The 16,007-nt window shown below is 62.0% G+C and carries 19 protein-coding genes and 1 pseudogene; 16 read left to right on the top strand and 4 right to left on the bottom strand.

Going from position 1 to position 16,007, the window contains the following annotated elements:
* The first annotated feature begins 58 nt into the window (after positions 1–58).
* A complete protein-coding gene (locus C7477_RS19375; protein ID WP_181418406.1) occupies positions 59–961 on the top strand; it encodes an FAD-dependent oxidoreductase in 903 nt (300 codons plus the stop codon).
* Positions 847–1,632 (top strand): FAD-dependent monooxygenase, encoded by a 786-nt coding sequence (locus C7477_RS19370; protein ID WP_146226095.1) that lies wholly within the window; start codon positions 847–849, stop codon positions 1,630–1,632. The genes C7477_RS19375 and C7477_RS19370 overlap by 115 nt, the downstream gene beginning before the upstream one ends.
* 207 nt (positions 1,633–1,839) lie before the next feature.
* Here the strand turns inward: C7477_RS19370 and grpE are convergent, their stop codons facing one another.
* Together grpE and hrcA are read right to left on the bottom strand one after the other, a co-directional pair.
* Positions 1,840–2,544 carry a nucleotide exchange factor GrpE gene (gene grpE / locus C7477_RS11960; protein ID WP_110752385.1) on the bottom strand — a complete coding sequence of 235 codons (705 nt, stop codon included), beginning with the start codon at positions 2,542–2,544 and terminating at the stop codon, positions 1,840–1,842.
* A 91-nt stretch (positions 2,545–2,635) separates the two neighbouring features.
* The gene (gene hrcA, locus C7477_RS11955) at positions 2,636–3,709 is read right to left on the bottom strand and encodes a heat-inducible transcriptional repressor HrcA (RefSeq protein ID WP_110752383.1); all 1,074 of its coding nucleotides are present in this window, start codon (positions 3,707–3,709) and stop codon (positions 2,636–2,638) included.
* Positions 3,710–3,867: 158 nt separating this feature from the next.
* Between hrcA and rph the strand changes: the two genes are divergently transcribed.
* The 13 genes and pseudogenes from rph to C7477_RS11885 all read left to right on the top strand — a co-directional run bounded on the left by rph (position 3,868) and on the right by C7477_RS11885 (position 14,721).
* Positions 3,868–4,584 carry a ribonuclease PH gene (rph, locus tag C7477_RS11950; protein ID WP_110752381.1) on the top strand — a complete coding sequence of 239 codons (717 nt, stop codon included), beginning with the start codon at positions 3,868–3,870 and terminating at the stop codon, positions 4,582–4,584.
* Between the two features lie 2 nt (positions 4,585–4,586).
* Positions 4,587–5,234 (top strand): RdgB/HAM1 family non-canonical purine NTP pyrophosphatase, encoded by a 648-nt coding sequence (gene rdgB, locus C7477_RS11945; RefSeq protein WP_110752379.1) that lies wholly within the window; start codon positions 4,587–4,589, stop codon positions 5,232–5,234.
* A 1-nt stretch (position 5,235) separates the two neighbouring features.
* The gene (gene hemW / locus C7477_RS11940; RefSeq protein WP_245411823.1) at positions 5,236–6,390 is read left to right on the top strand and encodes a radical SAM family heme chaperone HemW; all 1,155 of its coding nucleotides are present in this window, start codon (positions 5,236–5,238) and stop codon (positions 6,388–6,390) included.
* A 275-nt stretch (positions 6,391–6,665) separates the two neighbouring features.
* Positions 6,666–7,562, top strand: coding sequence for a 16S rRNA (cytidine(1402)-2'-O)-methyltransferase (gene rsmI / locus C7477_RS11930; RefSeq protein ID WP_110752373.1), 897 nt, complete (start codon positions 6,666–6,668; stop codon positions 7,560–7,562).
* Positions 7,559–7,930 carry a YraN family protein gene (locus C7477_RS11925; RefSeq protein WP_110752371.1) on the top strand — a complete coding sequence of 124 codons (372 nt, stop codon included), beginning with the start codon at positions 7,559–7,561 and terminating at the stop codon, positions 7,928–7,930. The genes rsmI and C7477_RS11925 overlap by 4 nt, the downstream gene beginning before the upstream one ends.
* Before the next feature lie 252 nt (positions 7,931–8,182).
* A pseudogene (locus C7477_RS11920) lies at positions 8,183–9,241 on the top strand (SAM-dependent methyltransferase); the annotation flags it as partial.
* 59 nt (positions 9,242–9,300) lie between these two features.
* Positions 9,301–9,600 (top strand): DUF2849 domain-containing protein, encoded by a 300-nt coding sequence (locus C7477_RS11915; protein WP_110752367.1) that lies wholly within the window; start codon positions 9,301–9,303, stop codon positions 9,598–9,600.
* Between the two features lie 3 nt (positions 9,601–9,603).
* Complete coding sequence (locus tag C7477_RS11910) at positions 9,604–11,274, top strand: nitrite/sulfite reductase (RefSeq protein ID WP_110752365.1); 1,671 nt, start codon at positions 9,604–9,606, stop codon at positions 11,272–11,274.
* Entirely contained in the window at positions 11,249–12,019 is a 771-nt protein-coding gene (locus tag C7477_RS11905; RefSeq protein ID WP_110752363.1) for a phosphoadenylyl-sulfate reductase, read from the top strand. Before C7477_RS11910 ends, C7477_RS11905 begins: the two co-directional genes overlap by 26 nt.
* Entirely contained in the window at positions 12,016–12,546 is a 531-nt protein-coding gene (locus C7477_RS11900; RefSeq protein ID WP_110752361.1) for a DUF934 domain-containing protein, read from the top strand. The genes C7477_RS11905 and C7477_RS11900 overlap by 4 nt, the downstream gene beginning before the upstream one ends.
* Before the next feature lie 338 nt (positions 12,547–12,884).
* Complete coding sequence (locus tag C7477_RS11895; protein ID WP_110752359.1) at positions 12,885–13,910, top strand: NAD(P)/FAD-dependent oxidoreductase; 1,026 nt, start codon at positions 12,885–12,887, stop codon at positions 13,908–13,910.
* Between the two features lie 5 nt (positions 13,911–13,915).
* Entirely contained in the window at positions 13,916–14,263 is a 348-nt protein-coding gene (locus C7477_RS11890) for a 2Fe-2S iron-sulfur cluster-binding protein (protein ID WP_110752357.1), read from the top strand.
* A gap of 164 nt (positions 14,264–14,427) precedes the next feature.
* Positions 14,428–14,721: a Dabb family protein gene (locus tag C7477_RS11885; protein ID WP_110752355.1), complete on the top strand. Its 294-nt coding sequence runs from the start codon at positions 14,428–14,430 to the stop codon at positions 14,719–14,721.
* A gap of 2 nt (positions 14,722–14,723) precedes the next feature.
* Here C7477_RS11885 and C7477_RS11880 read toward each other — a convergent pair whose 3' ends face one another.
* Positions 14,724–15,299 carry a methylated-DNA--[protein]-cysteine S-methyltransferase gene (locus C7477_RS11880; protein WP_110752353.1) on the bottom strand — a complete coding sequence of 192 codons (576 nt, stop codon included), beginning with the start codon at positions 15,297–15,299 and terminating at the stop codon, positions 14,724–14,726.
* 106 nt (positions 15,300–15,405) lie between these two features.
* Between C7477_RS11880 and C7477_RS11875 the strand changes: the two genes are divergently transcribed.
* Positions 15,406–15,651 carry a hypothetical protein gene (locus tag C7477_RS11875; RefSeq protein WP_110752351.1) on the top strand — a complete coding sequence of 82 codons (246 nt, stop codon included), beginning with the start codon at positions 15,406–15,408 and terminating at the stop codon, positions 15,649–15,651.
* A 200-nt stretch (positions 15,652–15,851) separates the two neighbouring features.
* Here the strand turns inward: C7477_RS11875 and C7477_RS18985 are convergent, their stop codons facing one another.
* Complete coding sequence (locus C7477_RS18985) at positions 15,852–16,004, bottom strand: alpha/beta fold hydrolase (protein ID WP_181418405.1); 153 nt, start codon at positions 16,002–16,004, stop codon at positions 15,852–15,854.
* Positions 16,005–16,007 lie beyond the last annotated feature (3 nt).

Raw genomic sequence — 16,007 nt, 5'->3', positions numbered from 1 at the left:
GCCCAGCGAATAAGTGCCTTCTGGTTCTTCAATCCGAGGAATCTAAAAGGAGATGGCAATGACGCAGACAGATGTTTTGATCGTTGGCGCAGGGCCGACCGGCCTTGTCCTCGCTCTGTGGCTCGATGCGCAGGGTGCGCGTGTCCGGATCATCGACAAATCGGAGGGACCCGGCACAACTTCACGCGCGCTGGCGGTCCACGCCCGGACGCTGGAGCTTTATCGACAGCTCGGTCTGGCGGATGCGGTCGTTGCCGCCGGCAACAAGGCCGAAGGCATTGAGATCTGGACCCTCGGCAAGAGAAGGGCGCATCTCAATTTCTCGGATTTCGGCGCAGATATCACACCCTATCCATACGTTCTGATCTATCCGCAGGATCTCCATGAAAGCTTCCTGGTCGAGCGCCTTCGGATGCGGGGGATTGTTGTCGAGCGCCGGACCGAGCTTCTTGATTTCCTGGATGACGGAACGGGCGTCGAGGCGCAGCTGCAGCTGCCCGACGGAAGCAAGGCGGAATGCCGGGCGCGCTATCTGGCCGGCTGCGACGGCGCGCGCTCAACGGTGCGTAAGAACCTTGGCGCCAGTTTCGAGGGCGGCACCTACGAGCAGCTCTTTTATGTTGCCGATGTCGAGGTAGACGCTGGAACGCATACGATCAGCGGCGAGGTCACCATCAGTTTCGAGGGACCGGATTTCGTTCTGATCATGCCCTACGGTGAGCCGGGCAAGCTGCGTTTCGTCGGAACCGTGCGCGAAAACCGGGTGGGCAGCGCTGAGACGCTTGCCTTCGACGATGTCGGACAGGAGGCGGTGCGCGCGCTGGGTCTTCAGGTCAGAGCTGTGAACTGGTTCTCGACCATCGCGTCCACCACCGCGTTACCGACCGCTTCCGCCATGGAAATGTATTTCTGCTTGGCGATGCCGCCCATGTGCACAGTCCGGCGGGCGGGCAGGGGATGAACACCGGCATTGGGGACGCCATCAATCTGGCGTGGAAACTCGCTGATGTCATCAAGGGGGATGCTCCTGACAGCCTGCTCGACAGTTACGAGGCGGAGCGCCCCGCCTTCGCCCGCAAGCTGGTGGAGACTACTGACCGCGCCTTCACCTTCGTCACCGCGCAGGGCAGTTTTGCCGAATTCGTGCGCACACGAATCGCTCCGCTCTTCATGAAGGTCGTATACAGCTTCGAAGCCGCCCGTGAGATGATGTTCCGCATCGTCTCGCAAACCATGATCAGTTACCCGGAAAGCCCGCTCAGCGTCGGAACCGCCGGGAAAGTCAGCGGCGGCGATCGCCTGCCATTCGTGCGGCTCGACGGGACAGACAATGACGGAACAGACAATTTCGAACCGCTCCCGAAGATCGGCTGGCAGCTCCACGTCTATGGTGAAGCCAAACCGGAACTGGCGGCCTGGTGCGAAAAGCGCGGTGTTGTGTTGCGCGTATTCGGCTGGAACGAGCGATACGCTGAGGCGGGACTGCAGCGCGACGCCGCCTATCTGCTGCGGCCCGACACCTATGTCGCGGTCGCCGAACCATCAGCGGATGCCGCCACGCTGGAAAATTATTTCCGGGAGCGTGGTTTAGGCAACGTGAGTAGCCAGTTAACCCACAAGCTACCCACTTAGAGCATTTCATTTTTAGATGGAAGCAACGGTGCGCCCTTCACCCCGTGGTTCGAGGCTCGCTACGCTCGCACCTCACCATGAGGGTGAAGGGTTGCAGCGCCGCAGTAGCCCTCATCCTGAGGTGCGTAGTGAAGCGAAGCGGAACGAAGCCTCGAAGGGCGAGGGCGCTTGGCGATTCCATCAAAACATGAACCGCCTATAAAATGCTCAAGCGTCCTTCTCAGCCTGCGGATCGACCGGTTCCGCAGCCGTTTCGGCGGTTGCCGCCTGCTTCGGTCCGCCGCGCGATACGCCGACGAGTGCCGGGCGCAACATGCGGTCGCCGATGACGTAGCCGGGCTGCATCACCTGCAGCACGGTATTGTTCGGCACATCGCTATTCGGAATTTCGAACATCGCCTGATGGAAATGCGGGTCGAATTTTTGGCCCTCAGGCTCGATTTTCTTCACGCCGTGGCGTTCCAGCGTGGAAAGCATGGCGCGTTCGGTCATCTCCACGCCTTCGGCAAGCGCCTTGAGGCCGGTGTCGCCTTTTTCCAACGCTTCGGCGGGAATGGCTTCGAGGGCGCGGGCCAGATTGTCCGAAACCGCCAGCATGTCGCGGGCGAAATTGGCGACCGCATAGGTCTTGGCGTCCTGCACGTCGCGGGCGGTGCGCTTGCGCAAATTCTCCATCTCCGCGGCAAGCCGCAGGAGCTGGTCCTTCAATTCGCCGTTTTCGGCCTGAAGCTCCGCCACCGGATCGGCGTCTTGCGCTTCCGCCTCGTCTTCCACGGCTTCGGCGCGGGCCTCGGCCTTGCGGCTTTTAAGGAAATCGTCGGCCGCGCGCTTCAGCGCATCGCGATCCCTGGGATTGTTAATGTCGCGTTGATGCAGGTCTGGCGTCTCGCCCTTATGCTTTTCGTCAGCCATTTCTCTTCTTCCGTTCTGAAATCATCGTGCCCGGATATCGAGCTTCAAACCTTGAAAATCAAGTGCTTGAAGAGATGCATAATCTCGAGCGTCAACGCAAGAGTCGCGAAACGATCTGCGCGGTATAATCCACCATCGGCACGATGCGGGCATAATTGAGCCGTGTCGGGCCGATAACACCGAGCGCTCCGACAACCCGCTGCTCCGCGTCGCGATAGGGCGCGACGATGAGCGAGGAGCCGGACAGCGAGAAGAGCTTGTTTTCCGAGCCGATGAAGATGCGCACGCCCGATCCGGCTTCCGCCAGTTCGAGAAGCTGGATCATGCCTTCCTTGGTTTCCAGATCGTCGAAAAGGTGCCGCAGCCGCTCGATATCCTCCTGTGCGTGGAGGTTTTCCAGGAGATTGGCCCGCCCGCGCACAATGAGCCGCGTCGGCTGGTCGTTGCCGCCGCCGCTCCATATGGCGAGCCCCTGCTCGACCAGATGCTGCGACAGCGTGTCGAGCGCCTGCTTCGTTTCGTCCTTCAGCCGCGCCAGTTCGCTGCGCGCTTCCGAGAGGGTGCGGCCCTGGATATGCGCGTTGAGAAAGTTCGATGCCTCGATGAGCTGCGAGGCCGTCACACCGGGCGGAAGGTCGAGGACGCGGTTTTCCACATCCCCGCTCTGGGTGACGAGAACGGCGAGCGCCCGCGTCGGCTCCAGCCGCACGAATTCAATATGTTTGAGCGCACCGCCTTCCGCCTTGGTGGCAAGCACTAGTCCCGCGCCGCGCGACAGGCCGGAAAGGATCTGGCTCGCCTCGGTCAGCACCTTCTCCATCGAATGGGCGCCGCCTGCGGCGCGCACCTGTGTTTCGATGGACTTGCGTTCCTCCGGCGGCAAATCGCCGATTTCCAGAAACGCATCGACGAAGAAGCGCAAACCAATCTGCGTCGGCAGGCGCCCCGCCGAAACGTGCGGCGCATAGATGAGGCCCAGCTGCTCCAGATCGCTCATCACATTGCGGATCGTCGCCGGTGAAAGCGCCAGCGGCAGCAGGCGGGAAAGATTGCGTGAGCCGACCGGCTCGCCATCGCCCAGATAGCTCTCGACGATGCGCCGGAAAATATCGCGCGAGCGCTGGTCGAGGGCCGCGAGCGTTTCGGGAACCACTGCTTTCATCATGTCCGTTGCATGGACTCCTTTGCCCTGAAGCGGGTGAACATGATTATATATGACGGACTTTCCGGGGATCAAAGCCGGGCAGGCGGTAACTCCCTTTCTATTTCTGCTTTTGCAGCCTAAAAGCCCTTTTTTAAGTTTTGTGAATCGAGGTTCATCCCATGCGTCCATCCAAGCGCGCCGCCGACGAAATGCGCGCCGTCTCCTTCGAGCGCGGCGTTTCCAAACATGCCGAGGGCTCCTGCCTGGTCCGCTTCGGCGATACGCATGTGCTCTGCACGGCGAGCCTGGAGGAAAAAGTGCCGGGCTGGATGCGCAATTCCGGCAAGGGCTGGGTGACGGCGGAATATGGCATGCTGCCGCGCTCCACCGGCGATCGCATGCGCCGCGAGGCCTCCTCCGGCAAGCAAGGCGGGCGGACGCTGGAAATTCAACGCCTCATAGGACGTTCCTTGCGCGCCGTGGTCGACCTGCAGGCGCTGGGCGAGCAGCAGATAACGGTGGATTGCGATGTTATCCAGGCCGATGGCGGCACCCGCACCGCCGCGATCACCGGCGGTTGGGTGGCGCTGCACGAGTGCCTGCGCTGGATGGAAACCCGCCAGATGGTCAAGCTCGACAAGGTGCTGAAAGACCATGTCGCCGCCATCTCCTGCGGCATCGTCGATGGCGCGCCGGTCATCGATCTCGATTATGCCGAGGATTCAACCGCCGGGACGGACGCCAATTTCGTCATGACCGGCAAGGGCGGCATCGTCGAGATCCAGGGCACCGCCGAAGGCGCGCCCTTCTCGGAAGAGGAATTCGCCTCGCTGATGGCGCTCGCGCGGGTTGGCATTATCAGGCTGGTTTCATTGCAGAAGATGGCGGTTGCTTGACCATGCGGAAGCTTGAAAAGGGCCGGCTCATCGTCGCAACCCATAACAAGGGCAAGCTCCAGGAAATTCATGACCTGATCGGGCCGTTCGGTTTCGAGACGCAATCGGCAGCCGAGCTTGGCTTGCCCGAGCCGGAAGAGACCGGCACGACGTTTGAGGAAAACGCTGCCATCAAGGCACTGGCAGCGGCGAAGGCGACGGGCTTGCCTGCGCTGTCGGACGACTCAGGCGTTGCCGTTGACGCTCTTGACGGCGCGCCCGGCGTCTACACCGCCAACTGGGCGGAAACTCCTGATGGTACGCGCGATTTCGTCTATGGCATGCACCGGGTAGAGAATGCCCTGCGGGAGAAGGGCGCGCTGACGCCGGATAAGCGTACCGCCCGGTTCGTCTCGGTCATCTGCATCGCCTGGCCGGATGGCCATACGGATTTCTATCGCGGCGAAGTGGAAGGCGCGCTCGTCTGGCCGCCGCGCGGGAGCCAAGGCTTCGGCTACGACCCGATGTTCCTCCCCGACGGTCACGAAAGAACGTTCGGCGAAATGGAAGCGGAAGAAAAGCATGGCTGGAAGCCCGGCATGGCGGAAGCGCTTTCGCATCGCGCCCGGGCCTTCCAGCTTTTCGCCCGCGATGCGCTGGGTATTGAATAGCATGACCGAGGGTGAAAACACCTTCGGCGTCTATGTGCATTGGCCGTTCTGCGCGGCCAAGTGCCCTTATTGCGATTTCAATAGCCATGTCCGCCATCAGCCGGTCGATCAGGCGCGCTTTGCTTCCGCCTTCGCGCGGGAGATGCGAACGATACGGCAGCGAACAGGTCCTCGCGTCGTCACAAGCATCTTCCTGGGCGGCGGTACGCCATCGCTGATGCAGCCCGCTACGGTGGAACGGCTGCTGGACGAGATCGCCGCCAATTGGAGCATCGCCGATGGCGTCGAGGTGACGCTGGAGGCCAACCCGTCGAGCGTCGAGGCGGAGCGTTTTCGCGGCTATCGCGCGGCGGGCGTCAACCGCGTCTCGCTCGGCGTACAGGCTCTCAACGACCGGGACCTGAAACGGCTTGGCCGCCTGCACAATGTCGAGGAAGCATTGACGGCAATCGGCCTCGCGCGCGAAATCTTCCCCCGCCTGTCCTTCGATCTGATCTATGCCCGGCCCGACCAGTCGATCGCCGAATGGCGCGCGGAACTGGAACAGGCCATCGCGCTCGCCGCCGATCATCTCTCGCTCTATCAATTGACCATCGAGGAAGGCACGCCCTTCTACAATCTCTGGAAGGCGGGAAAGCTGGTGACGCCCGATGGCGACCATGCCGCCGCGCTCTATCTCGAAACGCAGGCCGTAACGGTGGCGCACGGCCTTCCGGCCTATGAGATTTCCAACCATGCCGCGCCGGGGGCGGAGTCGCGGCATAATCTCGTCTATTGGCGCTATGGCGAATATGCCGGCATCGGCCCCGGCGCCCATGGCCGCTTCGTCGAAAACGGCATCCGCACCGTCACCATGACCGAACGCCATCCCGAAACCTGGCTGGAAAAAGCCGAGAGCCAGGGCCATGGCATCGTGGAAGAGGAATATCTGACGCCCGATCAGGAAGGCGACGAATTCCTCATGATGGGCCTGCGGCTTGTCGAGGGCGTGGATCTGGCGCGCTATCGCCGCCTGACCGGCCACGATATCGATCCGGGCAGGCTCGAAAGCCTCGTCGGCCAGCGCCTGATCGAGCCGATGGACGCCACCCACATCCGCGCCACACCTGATGGAGCGCTGCTGCTGGATGCGGTTGTGGCTGATCTGGCGGCTTGATGTTTTGCAGCGGATGATTTGTGGCATAGGGTGGGGTCACCTTTTCAGATGAAGCCGGTGTCCATGCATTTACCGTCGAGCACCCCCCTCTGTCCTGCCGGACATCTCCCCCTCAAGGGGGGAGATTACGCCTTCATTGGCGTTCGGCACCAATCGCCAGCCTTGCGGAAGGAAGGCAGAGGGTGGTGTCAGCCAATCTCCCCCCTTGAGGGGGAGATGTCCGGCAGGACAGAGGGGGGTGCTATAGCGCTTCCACGCAAACAGGAGCGCTCTCTTTGACCGAAACCCCCTCCCGCGACTACCTCATCGGCCAGGCCCGGTTCCATGCCCGCCCGCTTGAACCCGCGCTCTATATCGTCGCAACACCCATCGGCAACCTCGGCGACATGACCGTCCGCGGCCTCGAAACCCTCGCGGGCGCCGATGTCCTCGCCTGCGAGGACACCCGTGTCACCCGCGTCCTGCTCGATCGCTTCGGCATCACCAGGCGTCCCGTCGCCTATCACGAGCACAACGCGGCGGAGGCGGGGCCGAAGCTGATCGCCGCACTTAAAGAGGGCAAGAGCGTCGCGCTCGTCTCCGATGCGGGAACGCCGCTCGTCTCCGATCCCGGCTACCGGCTGGTGGGGGAAGCGAAGGCCGCCGGCATCCGCGTCGTGCCCATCCCCGGCGCATCCGCCGTGCTGGCGGCGCTCACGGCATCGGGCCTGCCGACGGATAGTTTTCTCTTCGCCGGTTTCCTGCCGGTCAAGCAGGGGCAGCGCCGCGCGAGGCTCGAGGCGCTGCAGCGCATCGACGCGACGCTCGTTTTCTTCGAATCCCCCAACCGCACCGCCGCCACTTTGGCGGATATGGCGGCGGTCTTCGGCGAGACCCGCAAGGGCGCGCTCTGCCGCGAGTTGACCAAGGCCTATGAGACGGTGGTGACCGCGCCGCTGGGTGAACTCTCCCGCCAGTTCGACGGCGAGGACCGTCTGCGCGGAGAGGTTGTCCTGCTGGTAGGCCCGCCCGAAGAGACACGCGCTCCGGCAAGCGCGGAGGATATCGACCGCCTGCTCCTGTCGCTTTCCGCCGAAATGTCTCCGGCGAAAGCGGCGGGGGAAGCCGCGAAGATGACCGGCGGGCAGAAAGGCGAGCTTTATCAGCGGCTCATCGAGCTGAAGAAGGGATGACGGCGCTCGACCGCAAGCGCAAGGCGTTCTTTCGCGGCCATTCGGCGGAACGGCTGGCCTCGCTTGCCTTGATGCTGAAAGGCTTCCGCATCGTTCAGCGCCGTTACAAGACCCGGCTTGGCGAAATCGACCTCATCGCTAGGCGCGGTGATTTGATCCTCATCGTCGAGGTCAAAGCCCGTTCATCGCTCGAAGCGGCGATGGAGGCGGTCAACCACACCGCCATGCGCCGCATCGAAGCCGCCGCCGACCTCTGGCTGGCGCGCCAGCCGGACCGGACGCGGCTGTCATTGCGGTTCGATCTCGTCGCTGTGTTGCCATGGCGCTGGCCGCTGCACGTCCCCGCTGCGTTTATGGCTGGAAATTAGAGGTAGGAACGATGCTCCTTGTCCTGCCGCCATTCTCAGTCCTCGGGTTTAACCCGAGAGGGCTATTTCAAGCTGGTTCTGCCAACTCTAAATACTTGTGTTGATTGGTAAATCCCATAAGAATTGTGGGATTTTCATTCCCTTCGTGAGGGGAACGAAAATTCTGGTGGCGTCACAGTTTAAGAAAAAAACGGTGCTTCGCGCCATATTCAAGCGCAAGTCTGTTCCTTATAAATCCTTGGCGAATGGCCGATAATCCAGGCCTATCGAAAAGGATATCCCGTGGCGTCCAATCCAGCCTCCCTGTCGGTCTTCCCCGCCTTCTTCCGTATCCGGAACGAAGTGGTGGTCGTCGTGGGTGACGGCGAGGAAGCGCTCAACAAGGTGCGGCTTTTGGCTGAGACAAGCGCTGTTGTCCGTATCGTGTCGCCGGAGCCGGCGCCGGTGCTGGCGCGTTACATCGCGGAGCACGGGCTGGAACATGTGGCCGAGCCCTTCGCTCCCGCCCATCTTGGCGGCGCAAAGCTGGTTTTCGTCGCCACCGGCGAGGAAGGAATGGAAGCGGCAATCGCCGCCGAGGCGCGTCGCCAGCGCATTCCCGTCAATGTGGTGGACCGTCCCGAGCTTTGCGATTTTCTAACCCCGGCCATCGTCAACCGCGCGCCGGTTGCCATCGCCATCGGCTCTGAAGGCACCGGCCCGGTGCTGACCCAGATGATCCGCGCCCGCATCGATGCGGCGTTGATCCCCCGTCTGGGTGATCTCGCCCGGCTGGCGGAGGCTTATCGTCCCGCCGTCGAGAAATTTTTGGCCAAAGGCGTCGCCCGCCGGCTGTTCTGGCGCGCCTTCTTTTCCGGGACTGTGGCGCGGAGCGTTGAGCGCGGCGACGAGGCCGCCGCCCATGCCGCCGCGAAGGCGCTTCTTGAGCATCATGACGCGCCGCAGGGCTATGTCTGGCTCGTCGGCGCGGGTCCGGGCGCTGAGGATCTCCTGACGCTGCGCGCCCAGCGCGTGCTGATGGAAGCGGATGTGATTGTCCATGATACGGGCGTTTCCGAGGCCATCATCGCCATGGGCCGCCGCGATGCGGAGCGCATTGCTGTCGGCAATCGCAAGGGATGCCGTGCGAGGAGCCGCGAGGCCGGTGCGCTGCTTGTGCAACTGGCCCAGGAGGGCAAGCGCGTGGCGCGGCTCAAATCCGGTGATCTGTTCCTCTCCAGCCGCGCGGGCGAGGAGATGGCGACGCTCCGCGATGCCGGCATCGGCGCCGAGATCGTGCCGGGCATCTCCCTGGCGTTTACGCCCGCTTCCCTGTCCCCCAAGGCGGAAACTGCCATGAAACGCTCGCCTGAAGTTGAAGGACTTAACCCATGACATCAAAGGTTCTGACCGCCAACCGCCTCATCGATGGCGAAGTCGTCTGGTATGGGGCCGACGGTGAATGGCGTCCCACGATCGAAGGGGTGTCCATTGCACGGAACGCCGAAGCGGAAGCGGCGCTGGAAGCCATCGGCAAGGCGGCGATCCGCGCCAATCTGGTAGTCGATGTCAATCTGATCGATGTCGAGGAACGCGGCGGTACGCTCTACCCGCTGCGCCTGCGCGAGCGCATCCGCATCTCCGGCCCGACCATCGATTTCGTACCGCGTAACCTATCCGGGAATTTGTAAGCCATGTATCGTTATGACGAATTCGACCATGCCTTTGTCGCGGCCCGCGTCGAGCAGTTCAAGGATCAGGTCCAGCGCCGTCTATCAGGCGAACTGACCGAGGAGCAGTTCCGCCCGCTGCGCCTGATGAATGGCGTCTATCTCCAGCTTCATGCCTATATGCTGCGCGTTGCCGTACCCTACGGTACGCTGTCGAGCCGCCAGATGCGCAAGCTTGGCCATATCGCCCGCACTTATGATCGCGGCTACGGCCATTTCACCACGCGGCAGAACATCCAGTACAACTGGCCGGCGCTTGGCGACATTCCGGCGATTCTCGACGAACTGGCGGAAGTCGAGATGCATGCCATGCAGACATCAGGCAATTGCATCCGCAATGTCACGGCGGATCATTTCGCCGGCGTCGCCGCCGACGAGGTGGCCGATCCGCGCCCCTTCGGCGAAATCTTGCGGCAATGGTCCTCGTTGCATCCGGAATTCTCTTATCTGCCGCGCAAGTTCAAGATATCAGTCACCGGCGCCGAGCATGACCGCGCGGCAATCCAGGTCCACGATATCGGCCTGCATCTGAAGAAGAACGAGGCTGGCGAACTGGGCTTCGCGGTCTATGTCGGCGGCGGTCAGGGCCGCACGCCGATGGTCGCCAAGATGATCCGCGATTTCCTGCCCGTCGAGGACCTGCTGTCCTACACCACGGCCATCGTCCGCGTTTACAATCTGCATGGCCGCCGCGACAACAAGTACAAGGCGCGCATCAAGATACTCGTTCATGAGACCGGCACGGAGGAACTGACCCGCCAGATCGAAGCCGAATGGCAGGCGCTGAAGGAGAGCGACCTCAAGCTGCCGCAGGGCGATATCGCCGCCATCGACAGCTATTTCCGCCCCCCGGCACTGCTCGCGCGGCCGGAAGGCTGGGCGGCGCTTGCTGCCGCGAAGAAGGCGGATGCCGGTTTTGCCGCCTGGGTCGACCAGAACGTCACGCCGCACAAGAACCCGGATTACGGCGTCGTCACCATTTCGCTGAAACCCATCGGCGGCATCCCCGGAGATGCCAGCGCCGAGCAGATGGAACTGGTTGCCGATATCGCCGAGAAGTTCAGCCAGGACGAAATCCGCGTCAGCCACGAGCAGAATCTGGTGCTCCCCTCTGTGGCGCTTGCCGATCTGCATATGGTCTATGAACTGCTTCTGACCGACGGTCTCGCCACCGCCAATGCCGGATTGATCACCGATATCATCGCGTGCCCGGGCCTCGATTATTGCGCGCTCGCCAATGCTCGCTCCATTCCGGTGGCACAGCGCATTTCCGTACGCTTCGGCGCGGCGGAGCGCCAGTCGGAAATCGGCGAATTGAAGATCAAGATTTCCGGCTGCATCAATGCCTGCGGCCATCACCATGTCGGCCATATCGGCATTCTCGGCGTCGAGAAAAAGGGCGAGGAGCTTTATCAGATCACGCTTGGCGGTTCGGCCGATGAGATCACCACGGTCGGCGAAATCACTGGTCGCGGCTTCTCCTCGGAAGAGGTGGTCGATGCCATCGAAAAGATCGTCGATACCTATCTCGGTCTGCGCGCCAGCAAGGACGAAACCTTCCTCGCCGCCTACAGGCGCGTGGGCGCGGCTCCGTTCAAGGAGGCGCTCTATGGTGAAATCAGCCGTGCTGCCTGATATCGATGAAAAAGCCATAGCCGACGAGGCGCGCGCGCTGGAAGCGCGCTATGGCGGGCTTGATTCGCGGCTCATCATCGAACTCGCGGTGGATCATCTCTTCAACGAGGAGATCGCGGTGGTCTCCTCCTTCGGCGCGGAATCCGCCGTGCTGCTGCACTTGATTTCAGAGGTCGACCATTCGACGCCCGTCATCTTCCTCGATACGGGCAAGCATTTCAGCGCGACGCTCGCGCATCGCGACCGGTTGGTTGAGGAGTTTGGCCTGACGGATGTTCGCAACGTCTATCCCCTGCCGGTTTCGCTTAAAGAAAAAGACCCCTTCGGCGCCCTGTCCATGACCGACAAGGACCGCTGCTGCCATATCCGCAAGGTCGAGCCGATGGCCCGCGCCGTCGCGCCATACCGCGCCTGGATGACGGGCCGCAAGCAGTTCCAGGCCTCGACCCGCGCAGAGCTTCCTGTGTTCGAGGCGGTCGGCCCGCGCATTCGCATCAACCCGCTGGCCCGCTGGCAAACGACGGATCTGCAGGCCTATATGGTCGCGCATGGCCTGTCCGCCCATCCGCTTGTCGAGAAGGGCTACCGCTCCATCGGCTGCATGCCCTGCACCAGGCCGGTCGCGGACGGAGAAGACCAGCGCGCCGGGCGCTGGGCCGGTTCGGACAAGACGGAATGCGGCATCCATCTCACGGGCCTGACCGACACGCTGTCCAATCTATCGCCGACAGGAACGAATTCATGAGTGCAGCCGAGCAGAACCAAAAACAACTGTGGGGCCGTGAAGGTTTCCGCGACGATCCCTATATCGAGGCGGAAAGCCTGGACGCAGCGGGCGATGCGCCTGCCGTCATCCTGCCGCTGGCCGCATGGCTTGGGCTAGATGACGATGTCAGGCGCACCAGCAATCGCCGGATCGGCGTTGCCGTTGCGCCGGGCGAGGATATCGACCCGCTGCTCGAAAAGCTGGACACGATCCCGCTGATCGCGCTTCAGTTCCCGGCTTTCAACGATGGCCGGTCCTATTCGAAAGCCGAACTGCTGAAAGGCCGCCACGGATTTAGTGGAGAGTTGCGAGCGGTGGGTGATGTGCTGATCGATCAGGTGGTGTTCATGCTTCGCGCCGGTTTCGACACCTTGCAGGTGACCAACCGGATAGCGCTGGAACGCCTGAAGGGACGCGATCTGCACGACACGCCGGGCTATTACCAGCCGGGGCGTGGATCGGCGCAGGCTGGCAGTTATAGCTGGCGGCGGATGCCGGTGGCTTGAAGTGGGATGGAAGCGCCAGATACCCCTTCTGCCCTGCCGGCCATCTACTGCCTTTCCGGTCGTCATCCTCGGGCTTGACCCGAGGATCCACGGCAAGGAGGCGGAACCGGGCTTATCATACGGGACGGGATCATGAGTAATCGTCCCTGATATCGGCCATACGCGCTTACGGGAATGCCCCGATGCCACGGCAAGGTCAGCGCTCCTTAGCCGTGGATCCTCGGGTCAAGCCCGAGGATGACGATGGGGAGGAGGAGATGCCCAGTAGGGCAGAAGGGGTGATGCCTCGAGCACACGCCAGAATTTCGATATTTCGACTTGAACGACAGGAAGCATTAATGTCCGAATTGATTGAAACAGACGTTGTAATCGTTGGCGCGGGGCCGGTTGGCCTGTTCGCGGTGTTCGAGCTGGGCCTTCTCGACCTGCGCGCCCATGTCATTGACATTCTCGACCGTCCGGGCGGACAGTGCGCCGAGCTTTATCCGGAAAAGCCGATCTATGACATTCCGGGCCTGCCGGAGGTCACGGGACAGGCGCTGACCGACAATCTCCTGAAGCAGATCGCGCCGTTCGATCCGCAGTTCCATTTCTCCACCATGGTGACGGCGCTGGAGCGCCTCGAAGATGGCCGCTTCCGCGTCGAGACCGATGCCGGCGAAACCTTCCTGACCAAGATTATCGTTATTGCCGCCGGCGGCGGTTCCTTCCAGCCCAAGCGCCCGCCCGTGCCGGAGATTGAGCTTTATGAGGGCAAGAGCGTCTTCTACGCCGTGCGCAAGATCGAGGCGTTCCGCGACCGTGATGTGGTCATCGTCGGCGGCGGCGATTCCGCGCTTGACTGGACGCTCAATCTGGAGCCGGTGGCGAAATCGGTGACACTCGTTCACCGCCGCCCGGAATTCCGCGCCGCGCCCGACAGCGTCAACAAGATGTGGGCGCTGGAAAAAGAGGGCCGTGTCGCGTTCCGCATGGGGCAGTTGGGCAGCCTGCAGGGCGAGAACGGCGAATTGTCGAAAGTCATCCTCAAGGGTGCCGAAGGCGAGGAGATCCTCGAAGCCGACCGTCTCCTGCCGTTCTTCGGCCTGACGATGAAACTAGGGCCCATCGCCGATTGGGGGCTCAATCTCGACCAGAATTTAATCGCGGTCGATACAGAGAAGTTCGAGACGTCCGAGCCGGGCATCTTCGCCATCGGCGATATCAACACCTATCCGGGCAAGCTGAAGCTCATCTTATCGGGCTTCCACGAGGCGGCCTTGATGGCGCACGCGGCAAAACGTATTGTGGCGCCCGGCGAGCGCATTATCTTCCAGTATACGACCTCATCCACCTCGCTACAGAAGAAACTGAAGGCGGCATAATCATAGTGAGTTCCGATACGCTTCTCATCCACGTTACCGACCAGAATGGCGAACGCCATACGCTGGAGGCGCTCGAAGGCTTCCGCGTGATGGAGATCATCCGCGACTGGGGGCTGGACATCAAGGCCGAGTGCGGCGGCGCCTGCGCCTGCGGCACCTGCCATGTCTATGTGGACGAGGGCTGGCGCGACAAGCTCTACGAGCCGCTCGACGAGGAGCAGGACCAGCTCGACCAGACCTTCCACGTTGAGAACAACTCCCGCCTTTCCTGCCAGCTCATCATGACGCCGGAACTGAACGGCCTCAAAGTGACGCTGGCCCCCGGCACGGAAAAGGGCCGCGCGGCCGCATGAAGACATTAGGGCAATAAGGCAGTAGGGCAGTAGGAAAAGACAAACTTTTTGTTACCAGCCTTGCTGCCATTTTCTGCCTGTAATCTCCAATTCCCTATTGCCTTACTGCCCTACTGCCTTATTGCCTTTCTCCAATTTCCAACTTGGATGAAAAGGAGTCCGCCTTGATCCGGCACATCGTTTTTTTCAGCGCCAAGGAAGGACAGTCTCTAGACGAGATGCGTACAGGGCTGGAGCAATTGGGGACGATCCCCTACTGCGATCTGTTCGAGGTTCTTGACAACACCAAGGTCGATCCGCTCTGCGACAGGATCGATCTCGTCGTCTATGCCGAATTCGCCGACGAGGCGGCGCTGGCGGCTTACAAGGCCCACCCTACCTATAGCGAGACCACCAGGCATGTACGCCCCATGCGCGAATTGCGCTTTTCGGCGGATGTTGTTTCGAAGCTCCGCTGAATTCAGCCGCGCCCCGGCTTCATCGCAAGCGGCAGATTGCCGAAGAGGTCAGGCTCATCGCTCGTCCTCGCCCCCTCGACGGTCAGCATCCGCAACTTCGTCTCAGCACCGCCATTGGCCGAAAAGCCGCCCGTCTTGCCGCCGGTGCCGAGCACGCGATGGCAGGGAACGATGATGGGGAAGGGGTTCTTGCCAAGCGCCTGCCCCACGGCTTGCGAAAGGCTGACACCGCCGATCCGCCTCGCGATCGCGCCATAGGTCAGGGTTTCGCCGGGCGGTATCTGGAGCGCGATCTCATAAACTTGCCGATGAAGCGCCGGTAGCCCTTCCATATCGAGCGGAGCCTTTGAAAGATCGGCCTTCTCGCCTTCGAGGAGGGCAACGATGCCGTCTATAACCTCCCGCACAGGAGCAGGCGCGGGCATCTCTTGCGCCGGCGGAAACCGCTTCCGCAGCCTCGCCAGCGTCGCCGCCGCGCTCGCCTCCGGCAGCTGCACACCAACAATGCCCCGCTCGCCCCAGGAGATGGCGCAGGAGCCTATGGCCGTTTCGAAGGAAATTATCCCAAGCGATTCCATGGCGTTGATCCTATCCGAAATCCTGATTTGCTGTTGGAGACGAGGGATAATATGTTATGCCTAGAAGCGAATAATAAGGGCATCCGCGCCTGATCGAGGAATGCAAATGGACGATTACGAAAGATACGCCACCGGGCTGCTGATTGTATTCGGCGCGCTCATCATCGGCGGACTGATGGCCGTCAACATCACGATCGGCGACAAGCCCGGGTTCCTCTTCGCGCTCGGCGCGGCCATCGTTGCATGGTTCTCTGCTTTCGCGGTGCTGTTCGACCGGCCGCGCTTTTATGGCATCATGATTGCATTGGCGGTCGTGCTGACAGGCGCTTCGATTGCCGCCTATGTGATGTAAGGCGTTTTTCGCATATTCTCCAAACCGGCAAGAATGTCACCCCCGCGATGCGGCGCTTGACCGGGCAGATGGCGCAGGGTTTGAGTTGGGTAAAGCCGCAAGCGGCCTGGACCACCCACCCGCCGCCTCGTTGCGGGCCTGGACAAACGCTGGCGGATCACCCACGTCCATCTCCGCGCCGATCCGCCTGATATAACCAGCTATCCGCTCGACGCGTTCTGCAGAAACGCCGTAAGAATCCGCGCAAGGCGCTGCGGCTGCTCGATTGGGCTGCCGTGGCCGCCGGGGATTTCGACAAATTTCGCGCCGAGACTTTTCGCCAGCGCCTTTCCTTCCGTGGGCAGGGCCAGCACATA

The sequence above is a fragment of the Paramesorhizobium leguminum genome (genome assembly GCF_003217235.1).
GTDB lineage: Bacteria > Pseudomonadota > Alphaproteobacteria > Rhizobiales > Rhizobiaceae > Paramesorhizobium > Paramesorhizobium leguminum.
The sequence above is the reverse complement of the archived record's forward strand: the minus strand, read 5'-3'. Positions and strand labels throughout refer to the sequence as shown.

Excerpts from the sequence above, each read along its gene's own strand:
- rph (WP_110752381.1), top strand. The coding sequence starts at position 3,868 with ATGCGTCCATCCAAGCGCGCCGCCGACGAAATGCGCGCCGTCTCCTTC.
- C7477_RS11905 (WP_110752363.1), top strand. The coding sequence starts at position 11,249 with ATGGTGAAATCAGCCGTGCTGCCTGATATCGATGAAAAAGCCATAGCC.
- C7477_RS11910 (WP_110752365.1), top strand. The coding sequence starts at position 9,604 with ATGTATCGTTATGACGAATTCGACCATGCCTTTGTCGCGGCCCGCGTC.
- hrcA (WP_110752383.1), bottom strand. The coding sequence starts at position 3,709 with ATGATGAAAGCAGTGGTTCCCGAAACGCTCGCGGCCCTCGACCAGCGC.
- rdgB (WP_110752379.1), top strand. The coding sequence starts at position 4,587 with ATGCGGAAGCTTGAAAAGGGCCGGCTCATCGTCGCAACCCATAACAAG.
- C7477_RS11900 (WP_110752361.1), top strand. The coding sequence starts at position 12,016 with ATGAGTGCAGCCGAGCAGAACCAAAAACAACTGTGGGGCCGTGAAGGT.
- C7477_RS19375 (WP_181418406.1), top strand. The coding sequence starts at position 59 with ATGACGCAGACAGATGTTTTGATCGTTGGCGCAGGGCCGACCGGCCTT.
- C7477_RS11895 (WP_110752359.1), top strand. The coding sequence starts at position 12,885 with ATGTCCGAATTGATTGAAACAGACGTTGTAATCGTTGGCGCGGGGCCG.
- C7477_RS11880 (WP_110752353.1), bottom strand. The coding sequence starts at position 15,299 with ATGGAATCGCTTGGGATAATTTCCTTCGAAACGGCCATAGGCTCCTGC.
- C7477_RS11925 (WP_110752371.1), top strand. The coding sequence starts at position 7,559 with ATGACGGCGCTCGACCGCAAGCGCAAGGCGTTCTTTCGCGGCCATTCG.
- hemW (WP_245411823.1), top strand. The coding sequence starts at position 5,236 with ATGACCGAGGGTGAAAACACCTTCGGCGTCTATGTGCATTGGCCGTTC.
- C7477_RS11915 (WP_110752367.1), top strand. The coding sequence starts at position 9,301 with ATGACATCAAAGGTTCTGACCGCCAACCGCCTCATCGATGGCGAAGTC.
- C7477_RS11875 (WP_110752351.1), top strand. The coding sequence starts at position 15,406 with ATGGACGATTACGAAAGATACGCCACCGGGCTGCTGATTGTATTCGGC.
- grpE (WP_110752385.1), bottom strand. The coding sequence starts at position 2,544 with ATGGCTGACGAAAAGCATAAGGGCGAGACGCCAGACCTGCATCAACGC.